The organism is Streptomyces litmocidini, assembly GCF_014649755.1.
GTDB classification, from domain to species: Bacteria; Actinomycetota; Actinomycetes; order Streptomycetales; family Streptomycetaceae; genus Streptomyces; species Streptomyces litmocidini.
In genome coordinates, this window is the sequence record NZ_BMTQ01000007.1 from 26,986 (window position 1) to 45,844 (window position 18,859).

The window sequence follows — 18,859 nt, forward strand, 5'->3', positions numbered from 1 at the left end:
CGCCGAGGGCGGCGGGGCGGCATCGGGGCATGTTCATCCCTTCGTGATCGGTCCGCGCCGCACGGGTGGGACGGGCCGGTCAGGCGTACGGATCGAAGGGGATGCCGGCCGGCTTCGCCTTGGCGAGGTGGGAGGCGAGGTTCCCGTCCTTGAGGCCGAAGACCGCGCTGCCGAAGTCGGCCTGGACGAGCTTCTCGCGGATGCCCGCGGGGTAGCCGTTCCAGCCGACCAGGCCGGGGAACTGCCAGGTGTGCTGGTGGTTCTCGGGCGGTTCGTCGTTGGAGTTCGCCGGGCGGAAGCAGTGGGTGCCGATGCCGTCCTTGTGGTAGACGACCTTCGGGTGGGTGCCGTCCCAGCGGATCCGGTCGCGGCCGTAGACGTCGAAGTCGCCGTGGGCGGAGGTGGAGACGTACTGGGCCTGGTCGTTCTGCACCCAGACCACGACGTGCTCCCAGTCGTGGCGGTGTCCGCCGAGGCTGGTGCCGGGCAGCGCCTGGTCCTTCTCGAAGTAGAGGCCGTAGATGATCGCGCACCAGCCGTTGTTGCACTTCGCGCGCGCGTACCCGTTGGTGTTGGTGAGGTCGGACGCGTCACGGCACTGGCCGTCGAGGGCGCCGGAGGGGTTGAGGCCGCCGTTGAGCGTCCCGTCGGGGCCGATGGCCGGGGTGGGGTAGCAGCCGTCGGTGTCGTAGTCGTAGGCCGGCTGGAAGGTCTGTTCCAGGGCGTCGGCGTCGGCGGGCAGGGCGGTGGGCGGGGCGGCGAGCGCGCTGCCCGGCAGGGCGATGATCAGCGCGAGGGCGCCGGCGAGGGCGAGCGCGCCCCTGGTGGCGTAGGCCTGTGTCTTCAACTGCGTCCCCCTGGGTCGGTGGGCAGGAACCGACCGCATCTTGGCATGGACACTCCACGGGGGCGAGGGTGCCGGAACCCTCGGGCAAGCCTTCACCGGCCGGCCGCCCCGGGTTCACCCCCGGGTCCCGCCTCCCGGATCACGCCGGGCCCTCGGGGCCCGTTCCACGGACAGGCCCTACCGCAGCGCGGCCGCCACCAGTCGGCGGACCTCCTCGGCGGGGACGGTCCCCCCGTTGACCAGGCGGTCGAAGACCAGGCCGTCCACGCAGGTGAGCAGGGTGACCGTGCGCTCGCGGGCGTCTTCGAGACCCCGGCCCGCGAGGAACTCCTCGACGGAACGCCGGGCCGCGTTGTCGCGCGGGACGAGGATCTCCCGCAACTCGGGGTGGTGCACGCCCTCCAGGGCGCACGCGTAACGCGCGAGGGAACGGCGGCGGCCTTCCCCGGCGAGCCGGAGCGCGGCGAACGCCGTGAGTCCGGCGACGAGTTCCTCGGCGTCGCGGGGCGCTCCGGCCCGCCGGCCCGCCTCCTGGATCTCGGCCTGGTCGCGCTCGACGAGGCGGCTCACGAGCGCGGTCAGGAGCGACTGCCGGGTGCGGTGGTAGGCGGAGGTCGTACCGGGCGGCAGGCCCGCGGCCCGGTCGACCGCGCGGTGGGTGAGCCCGCGCATGCCGTGTTCGGCGAGGACGTCGATGGCGGTGTCGGCGAGGAGGGCGCGTCGGGCGGCGGCGGAGGCGGGCATCCCCCCTTTCTACACCTGTAGAGGGGAGGAGTACGGTTCTTCTACAGGTGTAGAAGAACCGTGGAAGGGACATCCGGCATGGACGGCGGCAACGCGGTGGTGGTCGGCGGCGGAATCGGCGGCCTCGCGGCGGCGATCGGGCTGCGACGGATCGGCTGGGAGGTGACCGTCCTCGAACGCGCCACCGCCCTCGGGGACGCCGGCGCGGGCATCTCCCTCCACGCCAACGGCATCCGCGCCCTGGACGCGCTCGGGGTCGGCGCGGGGGTGCGCGAGGCCGCCCGGCCCCAGTACACCGGCGGCACCCGCGTCCCGGGCGGCGGCTGGCTGTCCCGGATGGACGGGGCCGCCCTGGAGCGGGCGCTCGGCACGCCGATCGTCGGGATCCCGCGCTCCGTCCTGCACCGGCTGCTGCGCGAGGCGCTCCCCGTCGAGCGCCTGGCCGTGGGGGCGGAGGCGACCGCCCTGGACCTGACCGCCCCCGACCGGGTGGGAGTGGTGACCGGGGAAGGGGTGCGGGAGGCGGATCTGGTGGTGGCCGCCGACGGGGTGAACAGCGCGCTGCGCCGGCTGCTGTTCCCCGGCCACCCGGGACCCGCGTACAGCGGGTCCACCGTCCTGCGCGCCCTCACCGAGGCCCCCGTACCACTGGCGACCGACTTCGAGCTGACCTGGGGCCGGGGCGCCGAGTTCGGGCACATCGCCTTCTCCGACGGGCGGGCCGAGTGGCACGCCGTGCTCAACTCCCCGCCGGGAGTGCGCCATCCGGACCCCCTGGCCGTCCTGCGCCACCGGTTCCGGGACTGGCACGAGCCGATCCCGGCCCTGCTCGCGGCGACCCGCCCCGAGGCCGTGCTGCACCACGACGTCCACGAACTGGCCACCCCCCTGCCGTCCTTCGCCGTCGGCCGGGTCGCCCTGCTCGGCGACGCCGCCCACGCCATGACCCCGAACCTCGGGCAGGGCGCCTGCCAGGCGCTGGAGGACGCGGTGTCACTGGCCGCCGCGCTCGCCACCGCGCCGGACGTCGGCGCGGCGCTCGCCCGGTACGACGCCGAGCGGCGTCCGCGCAGCCAGTCCGTCGCCCGGGCCGCCCGGCAGGCGGGCCGGATGGGCCAGCGGCTCTCGCATCCGGTCGCCGTCCGCGTGCGCAACACGGCCCTGCGGGCGGCACCGAACGGGGCGACCCTGCGCGCGATCCTGCGGCACGCCGACTGGACGCCGCCGGCCCTCCCCGCAAAGAAGTAGACGAGACGTATCGTCTTCCCTAGGGTGGTGGCCATGACCACCACCCCCGCACACATCGCCATGTTCTCGATCGCCGCCCACGGCCACGTGAACCCGAGCCTGGAGGTCATCCGCGAGCTCGTCGCCCGGGGCCACCGCGTCAGCTACGCCGTCCCCGCGTCCTTCGCCGAGAAGGTCGCGGAGACCGGGGCGACCCCCGTCGTCCACACCTCCACCCTGCCGACCGACGACGACCCGGACGCCTGGGGCACCGAGCTGATCGACCACCTGGAACCGTTCCTCGCCGACGCGATCCAGGCGCTGCCGCAGCTCGCCGAGGCCTTCGCCGAGGACCGGCCGGATCTGGTGCTCCACGACATCACCTCCTATCCGGCCCCCGTCCTCGCCCACGCCTGGGGCGTGCCCGCCGTCTCGCTGTGGCCGAATTCGGTGCCGTGGGAGGGGTACGAGGAAGAGGTGGCCGAACCGATGTTCGCCGAGCTCAAGGCATCGCCGCGCGGCAGGGCGTACTACGCGCGCTTCGAGCGGTGGCTCGGCGAGCACGGGATCGACACCCACCCCGACCGGTTCGTCGCCCGCCCGCGCCGCGCGATCGTCCTCGTCCCCCGGGCCCTCCAGCCGCACGCCGACCGGGTCGACGAGTCCGTCTACACCTTCGTCGGCGCCTGCCAGGGCACCCGCGCCGGACAGGGCGGGTGGCAGCGGCCGGCGGGGGCCGAGAAGGTGCTCCTCGTCTCCCTCGGCTCCTCCTTCACCAAGCAGCCCGGTTTCTACCGGGACTGCGTCGAGGCCTTCGGCGGGCTCCCGGGCTGGCACGTCGTCCTGCAGATCGGCAGGTTCGTCGATCCCGGCGAACTCGGCGAGCTGCCGCCGAACGTGGAAGTGCACTCCTGGGTCCCCCAGTTGGCGGTCCTGCGCCAGGCCGACGCGTTCATCACCCACGCGGGCGCGGGCGGCAGTCAGGAGGGACTCGCCACCGGCACGCCCATGGTGGCCGTGCCGCAGGCCGTCGACCAGTTCGGGAACGCCGACATGCTCCGGTCCCTGGGCGTGGCACGGCACCTGCCCATGGAGGAGGTCACCCCCGGCCGGCTGCGGGAGGCCGTGCTCGCGCTCGTCGACGATCCCGAAGTGGCGCGCCGGGCGCGGGAGGTCCAGGAGTCGATGGCCCGCGAGGGCGGCACGGCCCGCGCCGCCGACCTGATCGAGTCGGAGCTCGCCTGACGCCCGCGCACGCCCGGCGACCGCCCACCGGCGACCGCTCCCCGCCGGCGGCGACACGGCGGAGCCGCCGGGGCGGCGGCGCCCCCTGCCGCCGCCTTCGCGGGTACGGTGCGTCCTGAACCCGCCACGAAACGTGACCGAGGCGGTGCGGAGGGGCTGGACGCACGGAGGAGATCTCGATGGCGATTCTGGTGAGGGCCGAAATGCCGGGCGTGACGACCGCCCAGTACGACGAGCTGAACAGCAAGCTCCAGGCGTTGCCCGACAACCCCTTCCGGGGCTGCCTGTCCCACGTGTGCGTGGCGACCGGCTCGGGTCTGCTGATCCACGACCTGTGGGAGTCGGAGCAGGACATGCAGAGGTTCATGGACCGCGTGATGCCGGTGGCCGAGGAGATGGGCCTCCCCCAGGGCTCCCGGCCCGAGGTCCACCAGGTCCACAACTACTGGACGCCGTGACCGGAGGCGCCCGGGGGCCGCCCGGCGAGACGTGGGGTCGCGTCATGTCCAAGACCGAAATCGACCGGGTGACCACCGCGTTCCACGGCGCCTTCGACGACCGGGACGGCAAGGCCGCCGACGGGGACCGGATCCGGCGGCTCGTGCTGCCCCAGGGGGTCATCGTCCGCACCGCGCCCCCGTTCACCGCGTACTCCGTGGAGGAGTCCATCGCGCCGCGCGAGCGGCTGCTCTCCGACGGACGGCTCGTCGAGTTCTCCGAGGGGGAGACCTCCGAGGAGACGCGGATCGAGCGACCTCGCCTCCCGGTTCGGCGCCCACCGCAAGTCCGGGGTCTTCGACGGCGAGCCCTACGAGGGCGAGGGCGCCACGACGCTCCAGTTCGTCCGGACGCCGGACGGCCGGCGGATCGCGGCCCCCTCCTGGTTCGCCCCCTCCTGACCGGTCGGCGGCGGCCCGTCGGACCCGCGTACGGAGAAGGGAGACGGGCCGCCGCCGTCGGACCACCGCTCCGGGGCGACGGGGAGCGTCGGGAACCGTACGGGGTTCCCGACGGCCGCCCGTCGTCCCCCGAGAGGCCCCGGCCCGGACGGAGTGCGGAGTGCGGCTGAGTACGGGGGCGCGTCCGGCGGTTGAGTACGAACGCTCATGTACGGGCCGTGGGGCCCCTGGACGATGGTTCCGTCACCGTTCCGCCTCGGAGCCAGGGGGCTTCCCGTGCTCAGTCGTCTCGCCGCCCGCGTCGTCCCGTTCTTCGGGCGACTGACCGTCACCTCGGACCCCGGGGCCCGTGTCGAGCCGGGCAGCATCCTCGTCGTGAACCACACGTCGCTCGCCGACCCGGCGCTCGTGCTCGCCGCGCTCCGCGGGCGGCTGGCCGTCGAGCCCGTCCTGCTCGCCGCCTCGGGGCTCTGGCGGGTCCCGGTCCTCGGCCGGGCGCTGACCCGCGAGGGGCACGTCCCCGTGCACCGCGGCTCGGCGCACGCCGCGGCGGCCCTGGACCACGCGGCGGTCGCGCTCGCCTCGGGGCGGCACGTGATGCTGTACGCGGAGGGGCGCATCCCGCCGCGCCGGGACGCCGCCGAGAACCCGCCGGAGGCGTTCCGCACCGGTCTCGCGCGGCTCGCGCGGGCGACGGGGGCGCCGGTCGTGCCGATCGGTCAGGCCGGGGCCCGGCGGATCACCTCGGGCGGGCGGGCGAAGCAGCTCGCCGGGGTGTTGACCGCGCCGGTCCGCAGGCCGTGCCTGCACGTCCACATCGGCACGCCGCTGCGGCTGCCCGACGACGTGGCCGCCGCGACGGAACTCGCGCACGGGGCCGTGACCGAGGCCTGGCGGACGGCGGCCGGGGCCCTGGGCGAGCCCGCGGCCCTCGGCGGCGGGGCCCGGGCCGCGGGGCGGTCGGTCCGGCGCCGGAGCTGAGGCTCCGGCCCTTCGCGGGCCGGCCCCGTCCTGGACCGCCCGTCAGCCGGTCCCGCTCCCGGTCCGCGGTGGACGGGCCCCGGCCCGCGCGTTCGCTTCCTCGTCCGCGTCCGCCAGCCGGAACAGCACCGGGGAGAGGACGAGTTCGAGGGCGGCGAGGGCCAGCTGGAACCAGTGCGGCCGTCCTTCGACGGCGAGGGAGAGCAGCCTCCCGAGGGCTCCGAGCAGGAAGACGGCGGTGAGCCCCCGCACGGCCGCGGCCGGGACGGGCGACCGTCGTGCCGCCCAGAGCCAGGCGAGACCGTAGCCGGCGAAGATCGCTCCGAGGAACCGGCCGAGGCTGTCGACCGTCGGCCCGGCGGACGTGGCGCCCGGAATCGCGGCGTTGCCGAGCAGGACGTGGAAGAGGCCGATCGCCACGCAGGCGTACCCCATGGCCCGGGCGAGCCCCCGAAGCGCCTTGGCTCTGGTCATGTGCGCGGCCCCCATCCCGTAGACACGCGTCCAGGCGCGGTGCGGGGGCCAGCGTACGGCCGCCTACTGGACACATGTCAAGTAACATGGCGGGGTGCCGCCCCGCAGACGCCTCAGCCCCGCCGAACGCCGCGCCCAGCTCCTGGACGTCGCCGCACGGCTCTTCGCCGCGCTGCCGTACGACGAGGTGCGGATGGAGGAGGTCGCCGAGCGGGCCGGGGTCTCCCGGGCGCTGCTCTACCAGCACTTCCCCAACAAGCGGGACCTCTTCGCCGCGCTCTACCGGGAGGTCTCCGCCCAGCTGCTCGCGAAGACGCGGCTCGACCCCGCCGACACCCTGGTCGGACAGCTGACGCAGGGTCTGGACGCACACATCGAGTACTTCGCGGCGAACCGCAACACGGTCCTCGCGGCGAACCGCGTCCTGGCCGGCGACCTCCTCGTCCAGACGATCGTCGCCGACGAGCTGGACGCCCTGCGCGAGCGGCTGCTCGGCGTGCTGCCGCTCGCCGACGACCGGACGCGGGCGGCCGTGTCGGGCGTCCTGAAGAGCTGGCTGGTCTTCGTGCAGGTGCTGTGCGTGGACTGGCTGACCCACGAGACCTGCACGCGCACCGAGCTGCGCGACGTGTGCGTCGGCGCGGCCGTGGGGGCCCTCCGGCCCCTCCTCGACGAGGACCCGGCCCCCGACTGGCCCCGCCGTCCCCCGGAGGGACGGTCCCCCGTCAGAAGACCGACAGACCCGTGATGGTCGTGAAGCGGTCGAGCGCCGCCACTCCCGCCACCGAGTTGCCCCGGCTGTCCAGGCCCGGGCTCCAGACGCACAGGGTGCAGCGGCCCGGGACGACGGCGACGACGGCTCCGCCGACGCCGCTCTTGCCGGGGAGCCCGACGCGGTAGGCGAAGTCGCCGGCCGCGTCGTAGGTGCCGCAGGTGAGCATGACGGCGTTGACCTGCTTGGCCTGACTGCGGGTCAGCAGACGGCTGCCGTCGGCGCGGAGCCCGTGCCGGGCCAGGAAGCCGGTGGCGAGGGCCAGGTCGGCGCAGGAGGCCTCCAGGGAGCACTGGCGGAAGTACTCGCGCAGCAGCTCGGGGACGGGGCCCGTGATGTTGCCGTAGGAGGCCATGAAGTGGGCCAGGGCCGCGTTGCGGTCGCCGTGGGCGGCTTCGGAGGCGGCGACGTCGGCGTCGAAGGCGAGGTCCGGGTTGCCGCTCTCGGCGCGCAGGAAGGCGAGCAGGCTCCCGGAGGCGTCGCCGGTCAGGCGGTGCAGCCGGTCGGTGACGACGAGGGCTCCGGCGTTGATGAACGGGTTGCGCGGGATACCGTGTTCGTACTCCAGCTGGACGAGGGAGTTGAACGGGTCGCCGGAGGGTTCCCTCCCCACGTGCGCCCAGAGCGCCTCCCCCTCCCCGGCGAGGGCGAGCGCGAGGGTGAAGACCTTGGTGACGGACTGCGTGGAGAAGGGGCGGCGCCAGTCCCCCACTCCGTAGACCGTGCCGTCGAGCTCCGCCACGGCCATGCCGAAGTCGCGCGGGTCGCCCGCCGCGAGGGCCGGGATGTAGTCGGCCGGGGTGCCCCGGTCGGTGAGTTCCGCGATCTCCTCGGCGATGCGGTCGAGGACGGGCTGGAAGGAGGTGTTCGCGGTCACGCGCCGCCTCGCGCCCCGCGGCCGGCGGCCGAGGCGGCCAGGCCGAGGTCGCCGCCGGCCGGCACGGCGAAGTAGCGGGCGACGTCGGCCTCCGTGACCTCGGCGAGGGTGGCCGGGGTCCAGTGGGGGTCGCGGTCCTTGTCGACGACCTGGGCGCGGATGCCCTCGACGAGGTCGGGGGTGGTGAGGGCCGCGCAGGAGACGCGGTACTCCAGGTCGAGGACCTCTTCGAGGGTGGCGAGGGCGCGGGAGCGGCGGAGCGTGGCCAGGGTCGCCTTGAGGGCGGCCGGGGAGCGCCCGAGGAGGGTCTCGGCCGCCTCCTTGGCGGCGGGCACGCCGGTGTCGAAGAGGCGCTCGACGATCTCCTCGACGGTCGGGGCGGTGTAGCAGGCGTCGATCCACTCCCGCTGCCCGTCGAGCACGCCGGCGGGCGGCGCGACGGCGTGGCGGGCGAGTGCCTCCTCGGCCGGCAGTTCCGTCAGGTCGCGGGTCAGGGAGGGGAGTTCGGCGGAGGGTACGCAGGCGTCGGCGAGGCCCGTGAGGATCGCGTCGGCGGCGCCGACGTGGCCGCCGGTGAGGGCGAGGTGGGTGCCGAGTTCGCCGGGGGCGCGGCCGAGGAGACGGGTGCCGCCGACGTCGGGGACGAAGCCGATGCCGGTCTCGGGCATGGCGATCCGGGAGCGTTCGGTGACGACGCGGACGGAGCCGTGCGCGGAGACGCCGACGCCGCCGCCCATCACGATGCCGTCCATGAGGGCGACGTAGGGCTTCGGGTAGTGGGAGATGCGGGCGTTGAGCCGGTACTCGTCCCGCCAGAAGGCCGCGGAGGCGGAGCCGCCGGCGCGCGCGTCGTCGTGGATGGCGCGGATGTCGCCGCCGGCGCAGAGGCCCCGCTCCCCGGCGCCCTCGATGACGACGGTGGTGACGGCCGGGTCGTGCTCCCAGGCGGTGAGCGCGCCGTCGACGGCGAGGACCATGGCGTGGGTGAGCGCGTTGATGGCGCGGGGCCGGTTCAGGGTGACGAATCCGACCCGGCCCTCCGTCCGGAGGAGCACGTCGGGGGTTCCGGTCGGCACGGTCACTCGGTCCCTTCGGGTGGCACGACTTCGTTGTCACGGCCACCGTACCGGGGCGCACCGCACCCCCGGGGACGGGGTGGGGCGGAGGGGCGGGAAGGACCCATCCGCTTCTCGCGGATCCTGATTGCGCGGTGCGCGGTCCGATGGGGCCGCTACTCCGCGTCCTCACGCCGAGTCCTTCCCGTCACCTCCATGGAACCACCGGCGGGACGCGGACGCGAGCGCCGGTCAGCCGCGGGCGAGGCGGGAGCGGCGGCGTTCGACGGTGAGCTCGCCGGGGTCCGCACGATCCGGCCGGCGGAGTGCCGGGGGACGGCGGCGGTGCCGAGGAGGCCGGCGGGGAGACGGCCTTCGAGGGGCGCGGTGGACGTGTCGGCGCGGGTGAGGTCGAAATCGTCCACGAGGACCTCGGCGGCCGCGGCGGGGGCGAGGGCCGCCGCCGCGGCGGACGCGGTGGGCACGGCCGCCGGGAGGATCCGGGCGGCCGTGGCGGAGAAGGGGTGGCGCACGGTCCTGCCTCGCCGTTCACGAACGTCTTCACGCCGCGTGGTCGCGATGCCACCATGCGCCACCGGGCGCTCGTGCGCCTCCGGGCGCTTCAGGCGGGCAGCAGGTCCTGGGGGACGCGCACCTGCCGGGGGGCGGAGAGGCGCAGCTCGATGATGTCCCGGACGGTGGGCCATTCCTCGTCGAGGATCGAGTAGAAGGCCGTGTCACGGACGGCGCCGTCGAGCCCGCGGGAATGGGCGCGGCGGATGCCTTCGCAGGTCGCCCCGAGGCGTTCGATGGCGATCCTGGAGCGGGTGTTGCGGGCGTCGGCGCGCATGGTGATGCGGCGCACGCCCCAGACCTCGAAGGCGTGCCGGAGCATGAGGTACTTGGCCTCGGTGTTGATGCCGGTGCCCCGGGCGTCGCCGGCGATCCAGGTATTGCCGATCTCGGCGGCGTCCGGGACGGCGGTCAGCGGATCGCCGTGGGGCATGCCGGGCACCGGCGGCCACACCAGCGGGCCCCGCCAGTAGTCGAGTTCGAGGAAGCGGGTCGAGCCGATGACTCTCTCGTCGGCCGTACCGACCAGGGCGAAGGGCAGGCAACGGCCTGCCGCCTGATCGGCCAGGGCGCGGGCGATGTAGTCGAGGGCCGATTCGAGCCCATCGGGTACGGGGGTGAAGGCGTAGGCCGATCGGTCCGCCCCGCCGGCCCGGGCGAGGGCTTCGGCGTGCCGCATCGCCAGCGGCTCCAGGCGCACGGAGCGCCCGGTCAGGAGAACAGGTACTGGCACGGAACCTCGGGTCTTTCACGGGCAGGGACGACTCCCGCCGCGGGGAGTCCGCGGCGGCAGCAGGAGGGGGTTCTCGTCCGGTGCCGAAGGTGTCGTGAGAACGACAAATGAGCAGGTAAAACGGTTCGCCACCGGGTGCGAGGAGGAACAGTATGCAGCCACAACCGCTCCGAGAACAGAACCCCGGGAGAACCCGCGTCCACGCGAGGGTGAAGCCTGCCGTGCGCCCGGGGCGAGCGGTCTCACGGGCCGGACGGGGCCGCCCGCCAGTCGGACGGCCCGTCGGTTCAGACGCAGGTGGGATGGCCCCAGCCGTCGGAGTTCTTCGCGATGCTCTCGCCCTTGTCGTAGGCACGACCACAGCGGCAGCGGCCCGGGAATTTCGCGTTGAGGGTGCGGCCGGACGGGCGATTCCCCCGGGCGGGACCCCCACTCGAACTCCCGGAACCGGCGGAGCCCTTGCGGGGCGCGGAGGAGCGCGCCCGGGGCGTGGAGGTGCGCGCGGCGGGGTCGGCCGCGGGCAGTTCGGCCCCGTCGGCGGAGGCGAGGGGCTCCTGGGTGCGGGCGGAGTGGCTGGCCGCGCGGTCGGCGGCGTCGTTGAGGGGGTCGCCGTCGACCTGGTGCGCGGGGACGTACACGAAGTCGACGTCCCGCCCGGTGAGCAGCGCGTCGATCCGCACGACCAGGTCCTTGTTGGCGACCGGGGTGCCGGACGCGGTCTTCCAGCCCTTGCGGCGCCAGCCGGGGAGCCAGGTCGTGACGGCCTTCATGGCGTACTGCGAGTCCATGCGGACCTCCGCGGGCAGTGCGGGGTCCAGTGCCTCCAGGAGGCGCTCCAGGGCCGTGAGTTCGGCCACGTTGTTGGTCGCCCGGCCGAGGGGGCCCGCCTCCCAGCGGTCGATCGCCCCGTCGGCGCGGCCGATGACCCATGCCCAGGCCGCGGGGCCCGGGTTTCCCTTCGACGCGCCGTCGCACGCCGCGATGATCTTCTCCACCATCCCACGATCCTGACACGCCGACGGGGGCGGACGGTCCCGCCCCCCGTCGGCGCCGGGCCGGGCCGGGTCAGAAGGCCCCGTAGTTGACCTGCCAGGTGGGGAGGCCCATCCGGCGCCAGAGGGCGACGACGCGGTCGCGGTCGTCCAGGGAGACCCGGACCGCGTACCGGTGGCGCACATGGGCGTCGAAGAGCTCCGCCTTCACGAGGTCGTCGCCGCGGCCGTCGCCGGAGGCGCGCATCCACAGCTCGTCGTACGGCACCTCGTGCCGGGCGAGCCAGCTCTCGGTGAGGGCGCGGTGGTCCTCGCTGCGCCCGGAGAGGAGGACGATCCGGTCCCGCTCGGAGTGCCGGAAGGCGCGCAGGGCGTCGCGGACGGAGGGGTTGAGCAGGTCGCGGTCGCAGCGGCTGAAGTCGTACGGGCCCCGGTCGACGCGCAGCGCGAGGGTGCCGTCGATGTCGCACATGACGGCGGTGGGGAGGGTCGGGTCGGGGACGTAGGGCTCTCCGAGGGTGGGGCGGTCGTTGAGCCAGTCCGCGGTGAGGCGCCAGCCGCCCCTGGTGGCCTTGGCGTGCTTGTCGGCGAGGATGCGGATGATCTCCTCGCCGACGGGCCGCTCGCGGGCGGCGTCGCGGCGGACGCACTCGTCGACGGGCACGTCGGTGAAGTCGTGGACGGCGAAGGTGGCCAGGCCGGCGACGGCCGCCTTGAGCCGCTTGGGGACGTGCGGGGTCAGGTGCGTGTTGTCGACGACGACGTCGAAGCCGTCGTCGACGGCGGCGCGGACCGCCGCGTCCTGGATGCCGAGCACCGTCTGCTCGTGCTTGTGGGACCGGCCGCGGTCCGGCGAGGGGACGTCGAGCATGGCGCGGAGGTCGTCGAGGTTGACGCGGCGCATCCGCCCCTCGGCCGCGGCCTGGAGGGCGCGGGCGGCCGTCGTCTTCCCGGAGGCCGGGAGGCCGGTCATGAGATGGACGACAGGCACGTCAGTTCTCCTCGTCGTGGGCGAAGGGGTCGGTGGCCTCGGGGCGCAGCTGGCGCCAGACGAGGAGGTCGGTGCGGCGCCCGTCGAGGCGCAGGAAGAGGAGGGCGCGCAGGGCCCGGTCGCCGAGGTCCCCGGCGGCGCGGGCGAAGGCGGCCCGGTCGTCGGCGAGGTGCGCGAGGCGGGCGTACGCCTCGTCGACGGCCCGCTCGCGGTCCGCCGCGGCCGTCTCCAGCTTCGCGATCACCTCGCGCACCCAGGCGTCGAACTCGTCCGGGACCTGTTCGAGGAGGGCGTCGAGGGGCTTGCCGCCGGAGGCCTCGACGTCGGTGACGGCGCAGCCGAGGCCCTTGGCGAGCTCGCCGGCCGGGAGGCCGGAGAAGCGCTGGATGCCGTGGCTGCGCCAGATGTCCCGCTCGGTGACCCCGGTGAGCACCTTGTGCAGGCGCACGTACTCGCTGAGCTTGGCCTTGGCGCGCAGGCCGGAGGCGAAGCGCAGGACGAACCCCTCGGCGTCGGTGCCGGTGGCCCGGTGGCCGCCGGGAAGGGTGTTGGACTCGGTCAGGGCGACGAGCTCGGCGACGTCCATGGCGGGCCAGGTGCGGACGACGGAGCCGAGGGGCCGCCACGCCTCGGCGGCCTCGGCGAGGGGGAGCTCGGTGCCGTCCGCGCGGAAGGCGGCGAGCAGCACGAGGTCGCGGCGCTCGCCGTAGTTCACGACGATGCGGTTGCCCGGGTAGAGCATCTCGGCGAGGTAGGTGACGCCGGGGGTCAGGCCCGTGGTGTCGGCGGCGTCGAGGCGGCGCTGGGCCCAGGTGGCCTGGCCGCTGGTGAAGGAGCCCTTGGAGGCGACGTGCCAGCGGTCGGCGTAGTGGAAGACGACGGCGAGGCTGCCGTCGACCTTGTCGTACACCTCGAAGGGTTCGTCGGGCAGCGGGGGCGCGTAGGGGCGGTCGCCGGTGTGCTCGGAGAGGTTGAAGAACTTGGGGAGGGGGAGCGCGACGATCCGCCCGGTGTCGTCGGCGACGAGTCCGCGGCAGCGCGTGGTGGCCCGGTTCCAGTGCTGGGCGTACTGGCACGCGCGCGTGTACGTGTAGATCGACAGCGGCAGCTCGGGGTGGTGCTTGCGCGTGACGTGCCCGTTCGCGAGAGCGGCGGCGAGTTCGTCGGACGGCATCAGGTCGTGCAGAGTCAGGGTCGCCTGGCTCATGGGGTCCCTCCCGTGTGTTCGATGATCCATTCTGGGGCCGGACGACCGTGCGGGACACCGAATTTCGCGGTGGGACGGGCGCGCGGGGGCGCCGAGCGGGCTCCCGATCCCGGGCGTGTCGGTGGTGCCCCGTAGACTCGCCGTCTGCCCGTCGGTGACGGAACCGGCCCAGACGAAGGAAGCGAGCCCCATGAACCACGCGGACGGCACGGCACCGATCTACGCCGAGCTCATACGGGAGCGGGGGGACGTTCCCGGTGACGTCCGCCAGGTCGCCGAGGAGGTTCTGCGGGATCTGAGCCGGGTGATCCAGATGCCTCCGCAGGGGATCCCGCAGCAGGGCTCCGTCATGCACGCCGGTGCGCCGCACCCCGGTATCGGCGGTCCCATGGGCGCCGGCGGTCCCATGGGCGTCGGCGGCCCGGGGGGCGTGATGGGCCAGGCGGGCGCCGTCGTCCCGCACCGGCCGATGCGCTGACCCCACCGGGCCGTCGTCCCGCACCGGCCGACGCGCCGGCCCCACCGGGCCGTCGTCCCGGGCCGTCGCCTCCCCGTGCCGGAGGCCGCCGGGCCGGGCGTCGAGCGGGTGCCGTGCTTCCCGGACGCCCTCGAGAGCCGCGCCCCCGGGCGGCGGGTCGACCGATCGGTGGACCCCGGGGTCGGCCGTCCCGCCGCCCGGGAGGGGACGGGCGGCGGACCCGGCGGGGGCGGCCGCGGACGGAGGATCGGGGCAGGGCGCGGGCACCCCGGCGGGGCCGTCCGCGCGGCCGCCGTACCGAGGAGTCCGTCATGCCGAAGTTCCGCCGTCCGTCCCGTGGCGCCCGGGTGCTCGTGCCCGGCGCGGTGGCCGCGGTCCTGCTCGCGGGCTGCGCCCCGGGCCCCGGAGGGACGGCTTCCGCCACCGGTACGACACCCGCCGGGGCCTCCCCCACGGCCGGACCCGGCCCTTCCGTCACCGTGGCGCCCGGCCCGGCCGGACCAGCCGCCCCGGGCACCCTGCTCGTCACGGACTTCGGCGCCGACACGGTCACCTTCGTCGACCCCGCCCGGGGCGCCACCGGATCCGTGGAGGTCGGCACCGCGCCGTACGGTCTGGCCGTCGGCGAGGACGGGCGCGCCTGGGTGGCGACCGCCGAGGGGGTGGCGGTCGTGGACACGGCGAGCCGCGAACGCCTCGCGCTGATCCCGTACCGCACGGACACCGGGCCGGTGACCACGGGCGAGTACCGGGGCGGCGGCATGGGCATCGCGCTCGCCCCGGACGGGCGGCGGGTGTACGTGGGGGTCAACGTGCCCGGCGGGAACGGCGCCCTGGAGGTCGTCGACACGGCGGCGCTGAAGGTCACGGACGCCGTCCCGGTCGGCCGGCGGCCGTTCGACGTGGACGTGTCGCGGGACGGCACCGAGGTGTACGCGACGGACTACGACTCCTTCGACGTCACGGTCGTCACGGCGAGGACGCTGGAGCCGCGCCGGATCGAGGTCGCCCCGTACGGCACGGAGGGCGGGCTCGGCTCCTGGCTCAAGCCGCACCACACGGCCGTGCGGCCCTCGGACGGGAAGCTCCTGCTGCCCTTCGAGGGCGAGCGGCTCGCGGTGGTCGACCCCGGGACGGGCCGGACCACGATCGAGCCGATGACCGCGAACACCCATCAGCACGGCGCGACCGTGACCGCCGACGGAACGCTGCTGACCGTCGGCACCGGGCCGATCGACCCTGCCGTGGACCGCGGCCCCTCCCTGACGGTCCGCACGCCCGGCGGGGCCGAGCGGGTCCACCCCCTGGAGGGGCCGCACGAGGACGTGGCGGTGTCGCGCGACGGGCGCACCGCCTATGTGACGGGTGGTTTCACCCGGGACGGGTACGGGGACGGGCTGACCGTCGTCGACCTCGACACGGGCGACACCCGCCGTCTTCCGGCGGGTTCGCGGCCGCTCGGGATCGCCGTCCTCTGAGACGGTTCAGCGCCGGGGCGGCAGGACGGTGAGGACGCGCTCCACGAAGGCCTTGAAGTCGTTCATGAAGTCGGTCAGGAACTGCTGGGTCGTCGGGTCGGTGATCTCGCCGTCCTCGCCGAACAGCCCCGGGACGAACTGGATGTACGCCTCCGGGGCGTTCATCTGCGGGGAGTTGCAGAAGCTGAGCACGGACCGGAGGCTCTGCTGCGCGACGGCCGTGCCGATCTTTCCGGGCGAGGCGCCGATGACGGCGGACGGCTTGTGGGTGAAGGAGTTCGTGCCCCAGGGGCGGCTGGCCCAGTCGATGGCGTTCTTGAGGGCCCCGGGGATGGACCGGTTGTACTCCGGTGTCACGAAGAGGACCGCGTCGACGGCCGCGATGGCCTCCTTGAGTGCTTTGCCCTCGGGCGGGTAGTCGGCGTCGAAGTCGTGGTTGTAGAGCGGCAGGTCCTTGATGGGGATCTCCCGGAACTCCAGGCCGGGGGGTGCGACGCGGATCAGGGCCCGGGACAGGACCCGGTTGATGGACTTCGTCGAGAGGCTGCCGACGAAGTAGCCGACCTGGTAGGAGCTCATGCGCGTGGTGCCTGCCTTCCGCTGGGAGACGTTCCGGAGGCCCTCCACGGGGCCTTCACCGACCCTTCCGGGGAACCTTCCGCAACGTAACCCGATGAGCGATAAGCCACCAATCACGATAAAAAGGGTTACCCATGACTCAGAGGGAAAGGCGGACAGCGTGACTCGACCGAGGATTCTCGTGGTGGGCGCCGGCTTCGCCGGGGTGGGCTGCGTGCGGCGGCTCGAACGGCGCCTCACCGAACGGGAGGCGGTGATCACGCTCCTCTCTCCGTTCTCGTACCAGCTGTACCTGCCGCTGCTTCCCCAGGTGGCCGCAGGCGTGCTGACCCCGCAGTCGGTCGCGCTGTCCCTGCGGCGCAGCCAGCGGCACCGGACCCGGATCGTCCCGGGCGGTGTGGTCGGCATCGACACGGCGGCGAAGGTCTGCGTGGTGCGGACGATCTCCGGCGAGTTCGTGACCGAGGAGTACGACCACCTCGTCCTGGCGCCCGGCAGCGTGACCCGCACCTTCGACATCCCGGGGCTCGCCGAGCACGCACGCGGGATGAAGACCCTCGCGGAGGCCGTCTACATCCGCGACCACGTCATCGCCCAGCTGGACCTGGCGGACGCGAGCGACGACGAGCAGGAGCGGGCCGCGCGGCTGCGGTTCGTCGTGGTCGGCGGCGGGTACGCGGGGACGGAGACGGCGGCCTGCCTCCAACTGCTCACGCACAACGCGGTCAAGCGGTACCCCCGGCTCGACCCCTCCCTCATCAAGTGGCACCTGGTGGACATCGCCCCGAAGCTGATGCCCGAGCTGGGCGACAAGCTGGGCGCCGCCGCCCTGGACATCCTGACGAAGCGCGGCATCGAGGTGTCCCTCGGCGTGTCGGTGGCCTCGGTGGACGAGAAGACGGTGACGCTCACCGACGGGCGGGTGCTGCCGAGCCGGACGCTGATCTGGACGGCCGGCGTGGCCGCGAGTCCGCTGATCGGCACGCTCGGCTCGGAGACCCTCCGGGGCCGGCTCGTCGTCTCGGCCGAGATGGACGTGCCGGGCCTCGACGGGGTGTGGGCACTGGGCGACGCCGCGGCCGTCCCCGATCTCGCCAAGGGCGAGGCGGGCGCGATCTGCCCGCCGACCGCGCAGCACGCGATGCGGCAGGGCAAGGCCGTCGCCGACAACCTGGTCGCGAAGCTCCGGGGCGAGCGGACCCGTCCCTACACCCACAAGGACCTGGGGCTCGTGGTGGACCTGGGCGGCCTGGACGGGGTGTCGAAGCCGCTCGGCGTGGAACTGCACGGGGCGCCCGCCCAGGCCGTGGCCCGCGGCTACCACTGGGCGGCGCTGCGGACCAACGTGGCCAAGACCCGGGTGATGACGAACTGGCTGCTCAACGCCGTCGCGGGCGACGACTACGTACGGACCGGATTCCTGGCCTCGAAGGCGGGAACGCTGCGGGACTTCGAGTACACCGACGCGTACCTGACGCCGGAGCAGGTCCGCGAGCACACGGGCTCGTTCCGCGGGGCGGTGGGCTCGGGCGGCGGGCACTGACCCCGCGCGGCGATCGGCCGGGCGGCCGGAGCCGGGCTCCGCGCGGCGGGCGGGGCGGGCCGCCGGGACCGGCTCCGCGCGGCGGGCGGGGCGGGCCGCCGGGACCGGCTCCGCGCGGCGCCGGGAGACCCCTCCCGGCGCCGCGGTGCGTCACCGCGCGAGTGCGGACGCCGGTCCCATGACGACGACGGGTTCCGCGGCCGGGTCGAGGGCGCGCAGGAGTGCGCGCAGCGCCTCCCGTTCCAGGGCGACGCAGGCCTGGGTGGGGCCGCCGTGGTCGACGTGGATCCAGACGCCCCCGCCCCTCCCGTCGCCGAGGGGGCGTTCCCTGTCGAGCGGGGTACGGCCGGGCACCCGGTTGTAGTCGATGGCGATCACGTGGTCGAAGGACCCTTCCAGCGGTTCGCCCAGGAATCCGGTGCCGCTGATGTCGAACTGCTCGTCCTCGTCGTACGGGAGCCGGGCGCCGGGGTCGGGCAGCCGCCCGCCCGCGTCTCCGATCCGGAAGACCCCGATGGGGGAGCGCAGATCGCCGGCCGTGTGCTCGGCGGTCCAGCCCCGAAGGGCGTTGCGGGCGGGCCACGGCCCGGCGGCCGCGATCCAGCCGCGCGCCGGGTCGAGCCGGTAGAGGGTGGCGGTGGCCGTGTCGGAGTCGGCGGTGGCACCGGTGACGACGAAGGCCTGGGTCGTGCCGTCGGGCACGTGGGCCTGGGTGGCCGGGCCGACGCCGGGGATCCGGGGTGCGGGGACCGGGGCGGAGGCGAGGTCGTTGGCGGCCACGGCCGGCGGGCCCGGGGCGGGGCGGCTGTCGCCCGAGGTGGACGCGGACGTCGGGGAGGTCGGGGCGGGCGCGGACGGGGCGGGGCTCGCGCAGGCGGTGAGCAACAGGGCCGCGCACAGCGTGCCGGCGCTCAGCAGCGCGGGGGCGCCCTTGCGGACGGGCATGGGACGGCATCCTCCTGGCCGGGGGCAATGCAGCGATCCGTACCCGTTCGACGGGCGGCGCTGCCCCCACGACCGCGCCCTCACCCGTACGGCCGCTTCCACGGCGGCCCGCCCCGTCGAGCCCGCGTCCGGAGGGCCGTGTCACGCGGGCGGGCACCGACGGTCCGACCGGTCGCGTGCCACGGGGAGCGGTCGGCCCGCCGACGGGGCCTCACGGCA

The 18,859-nt window shown here is 74.7% G+C and carries 21 protein-coding genes; 9 read left to right on the forward strand and 12 right to left on the reverse strand.

What is annotated here, in order from left to right:
- Positions 1 to 79: 79 nt before the first annotated feature.
- Together IE180_RS17035 and IE180_RS17040 are read right to left on the reverse strand one after the other, a co-directional pair.
- Positions 80 to 847 carry an NPP1 family protein gene (locus tag IE180_RS17035; protein ID WP_229860530.1) on the reverse strand — a complete coding sequence of 256 codons (768 nt, stop codon included), beginning with the start codon at positions 845 to 847 and terminating at the stop codon, positions 80 to 82.
- A gap of 177 nt (positions 848 to 1,024) precedes the next feature.
- Positions 1,025 to 1,591, reverse strand: coding sequence for a TetR/AcrR family transcriptional regulator (locus IE180_RS17040; protein ID WP_190157729.1), 567 nt, complete (start codon positions 1,589 to 1,591; stop codon positions 1,025 to 1,027).
- Positions 1,592 to 1,669: 78 nt separating this feature from the next.
- Between IE180_RS17040 and IE180_RS17045 the strand changes: the two genes are divergently transcribed.
- The 5 genes from IE180_RS17045 to IE180_RS17065 all read left to right on the forward strand — a co-directional run bounded on the left by IE180_RS17045 (position 1,670) and on the right by IE180_RS17065 (position 5,943).
- On the forward strand, positions 1,670 to 2,839 hold the full coding sequence (locus tag IE180_RS17045) for an FAD-dependent monooxygenase (RefSeq protein ID WP_190157979.1): 1,170 nt from the start codon (positions 1,670 to 1,672) through the stop codon (positions 2,837 to 2,839).
- 33 nt (positions 2,840 to 2,872) lie between these two features.
- Complete coding sequence (mgt, locus tag IE180_RS17050) at positions 2,873 to 4,063, forward strand: macrolide-inactivating glycosyltransferase (protein WP_190157730.1); 1,191 nt, start codon at positions 2,873 to 2,875, stop codon at positions 4,061 to 4,063.
- 179 nt (positions 4,064 to 4,242) lie between these two features.
- Entirely contained in the window at positions 4,243 to 4,521 is a 279-nt protein-coding gene (locus IE180_RS17055) for a hypothetical protein (RefSeq protein WP_190157731.1), read from the forward strand.
- 44 nt (positions 4,522 to 4,565) lie between these two features.
- The gene (locus IE180_RS17060; RefSeq protein ID WP_229860531.1) at positions 4,566 to 5,132 is read left to right on the forward strand and encodes a hypothetical protein; all 567 of its coding nucleotides are present in this window, start codon (positions 4,566 to 4,568) and stop codon (positions 5,130 to 5,132) included.
- Between the two features lie 106 nt (positions 5,133 to 5,238).
- Complete coding sequence (locus IE180_RS17065) at positions 5,239 to 5,943, forward strand: lysophospholipid acyltransferase family protein (RefSeq protein WP_190157732.1); 705 nt, start codon at positions 5,239 to 5,241, stop codon at positions 5,941 to 5,943.
- A gap of 42 nt (positions 5,944 to 5,985) precedes the next feature.
- Here IE180_RS17065 and IE180_RS17070 read toward each other — a convergent pair whose 3' ends face one another.
- The gene (locus tag IE180_RS17070) at positions 5,986 to 6,417 is read right to left on the reverse strand and encodes a DUF4345 domain-containing protein (RefSeq protein WP_190157733.1); all 432 of its coding nucleotides are present in this window, start codon (positions 6,415 to 6,417) and stop codon (positions 5,986 to 5,988) included.
- Between the two features lie 94 nt (positions 6,418 to 6,511).
- On the opposite strand from IE180_RS17070, the gene IE180_RS17075 reads away from it, so the two are divergent.
- Positions 6,512 to 7,165: a TetR/AcrR family transcriptional regulator gene (locus IE180_RS17075; protein ID WP_190157734.1), complete on the forward strand. Its 654-nt coding sequence runs from the start codon at positions 6,512 to 6,514 to the stop codon at positions 7,163 to 7,165.
- On the opposite strand, the gene IE180_RS17080 is transcribed toward IE180_RS17075, so the two are convergent.
- The 7 genes from IE180_RS17080 to IE180_RS17110 form a co-directional block, all read right to left on the reverse strand.
- Positions 7,143 to 8,066, reverse strand: a complete 924-nt coding sequence (locus IE180_RS17080) for a glutaminase (RefSeq protein WP_190157735.1) — start codon at positions 8,064 to 8,066, stop codon at positions 7,143 to 7,145. The two genes, IE180_RS17075 and IE180_RS17080, sit on opposite strands and share 23 nt — an antisense overlap.
- Complete coding sequence (locus tag IE180_RS17085) at positions 8,063 to 9,148, reverse strand: enoyl-CoA hydratase/isomerase family protein (protein WP_190157736.1); 1,086 nt, start codon at positions 9,146 to 9,148, stop codon at positions 8,063 to 8,065. The genes IE180_RS17080 and IE180_RS17085 overlap by 4 nt, the downstream gene beginning before the upstream one ends.
- Positions 9,149 to 9,297: 149 nt before the next feature.
- Complete coding sequence (locus IE180_RS17090; protein WP_190157737.1) at positions 9,298 to 9,654, reverse strand: hypothetical protein; 357 nt, start codon at positions 9,652 to 9,654, stop codon at positions 9,298 to 9,300.
- Between the two features lie 89 nt (positions 9,655 to 9,743).
- The gene (locus IE180_RS17095; protein WP_190157738.1) at positions 9,744 to 10,427 is read right to left on the reverse strand and encodes a GNAT family N-acetyltransferase; all 684 of its coding nucleotides are present in this window, start codon (positions 10,425 to 10,427) and stop codon (positions 9,744 to 9,746) included.
- 287 nt (positions 10,428 to 10,714) lie between these two features.
- On the reverse strand, positions 10,715 to 11,425 hold the full coding sequence (locus IE180_RS17100) for a ribonuclease H family protein (protein WP_190157739.1): 711 nt from the start codon (positions 11,423 to 11,425) through the stop codon (positions 10,715 to 10,717).
- Positions 11,426 to 11,492: 67 nt separating this feature from the next.
- Positions 11,493 to 12,410 carry a phosphatase domain-containing protein gene (locus tag IE180_RS17105; RefSeq protein WP_190157740.1) on the reverse strand — a complete coding sequence of 306 codons (918 nt, stop codon included), beginning with the start codon at positions 12,408 to 12,410 and terminating at the stop codon, positions 11,493 to 11,495.
- A gap of 1 nt (position 12,411) precedes the next feature.
- Positions 12,412 to 13,617, reverse strand: a complete 1,206-nt coding sequence (locus tag IE180_RS17110; protein WP_190157741.1) for an RNA ligase — start codon at positions 13,615 to 13,617, stop codon at positions 12,412 to 12,414.
- A gap of 190 nt (positions 13,618 to 13,807) precedes the next feature.
- On the opposite strand from IE180_RS17110, the gene IE180_RS17115 reads away from it, so the two are divergent.
- Complete coding sequence (locus IE180_RS17115) at positions 13,808 to 14,095, forward strand: hypothetical protein (protein ID WP_190158001.1); 288 nt, start codon at positions 13,808 to 13,810, stop codon at positions 14,093 to 14,095.
- Between the two features lie 311 nt (positions 14,096 to 14,406).
- The gene (locus tag IE180_RS17120; RefSeq protein ID WP_190157742.1) at positions 14,407 to 15,573 is read left to right on the forward strand and encodes a YncE family protein; all 1,167 of its coding nucleotides are present in this window, start codon (positions 14,407 to 14,409) and stop codon (positions 15,571 to 15,573) included.
- Between the two features lie 6 nt (positions 15,574 to 15,579).
- Here the strand turns inward: IE180_RS17120 and IE180_RS17125 are convergent, their stop codons facing one another.
- Positions 15,580 to 16,152 carry an NADPH-dependent FMN reductase gene (locus tag IE180_RS17125; protein WP_190157743.1) on the reverse strand — a complete coding sequence of 191 codons (573 nt, stop codon included), beginning with the start codon at positions 16,150 to 16,152 and terminating at the stop codon, positions 15,580 to 15,582.
- A 160-nt stretch (positions 16,153 to 16,312) separates the two neighbouring features.
- Between IE180_RS17125 and IE180_RS17130 the strand changes: the two genes are divergently transcribed.
- Positions 16,313 to 17,695 carry an NAD(P)/FAD-dependent oxidoreductase gene (locus IE180_RS17130; protein WP_190157744.1) on the forward strand — a complete coding sequence of 461 codons (1,383 nt, stop codon included), beginning with the start codon at positions 16,313 to 16,315 and terminating at the stop codon, positions 17,693 to 17,695.
- Positions 17,696 to 17,845: 150 nt separating this feature from the next.
- Here the strand turns inward: IE180_RS17130 and IE180_RS17135 are convergent, their stop codons facing one another.
- Positions 17,846 to 18,640, reverse strand: a complete 795-nt coding sequence (locus tag IE180_RS17135) for a L,D-transpeptidase family protein (RefSeq protein ID WP_190157745.1) — start codon at positions 18,638 to 18,640, stop codon at positions 17,846 to 17,848.
- Positions 18,641 to 18,859 lie beyond the last annotated feature (219 nt).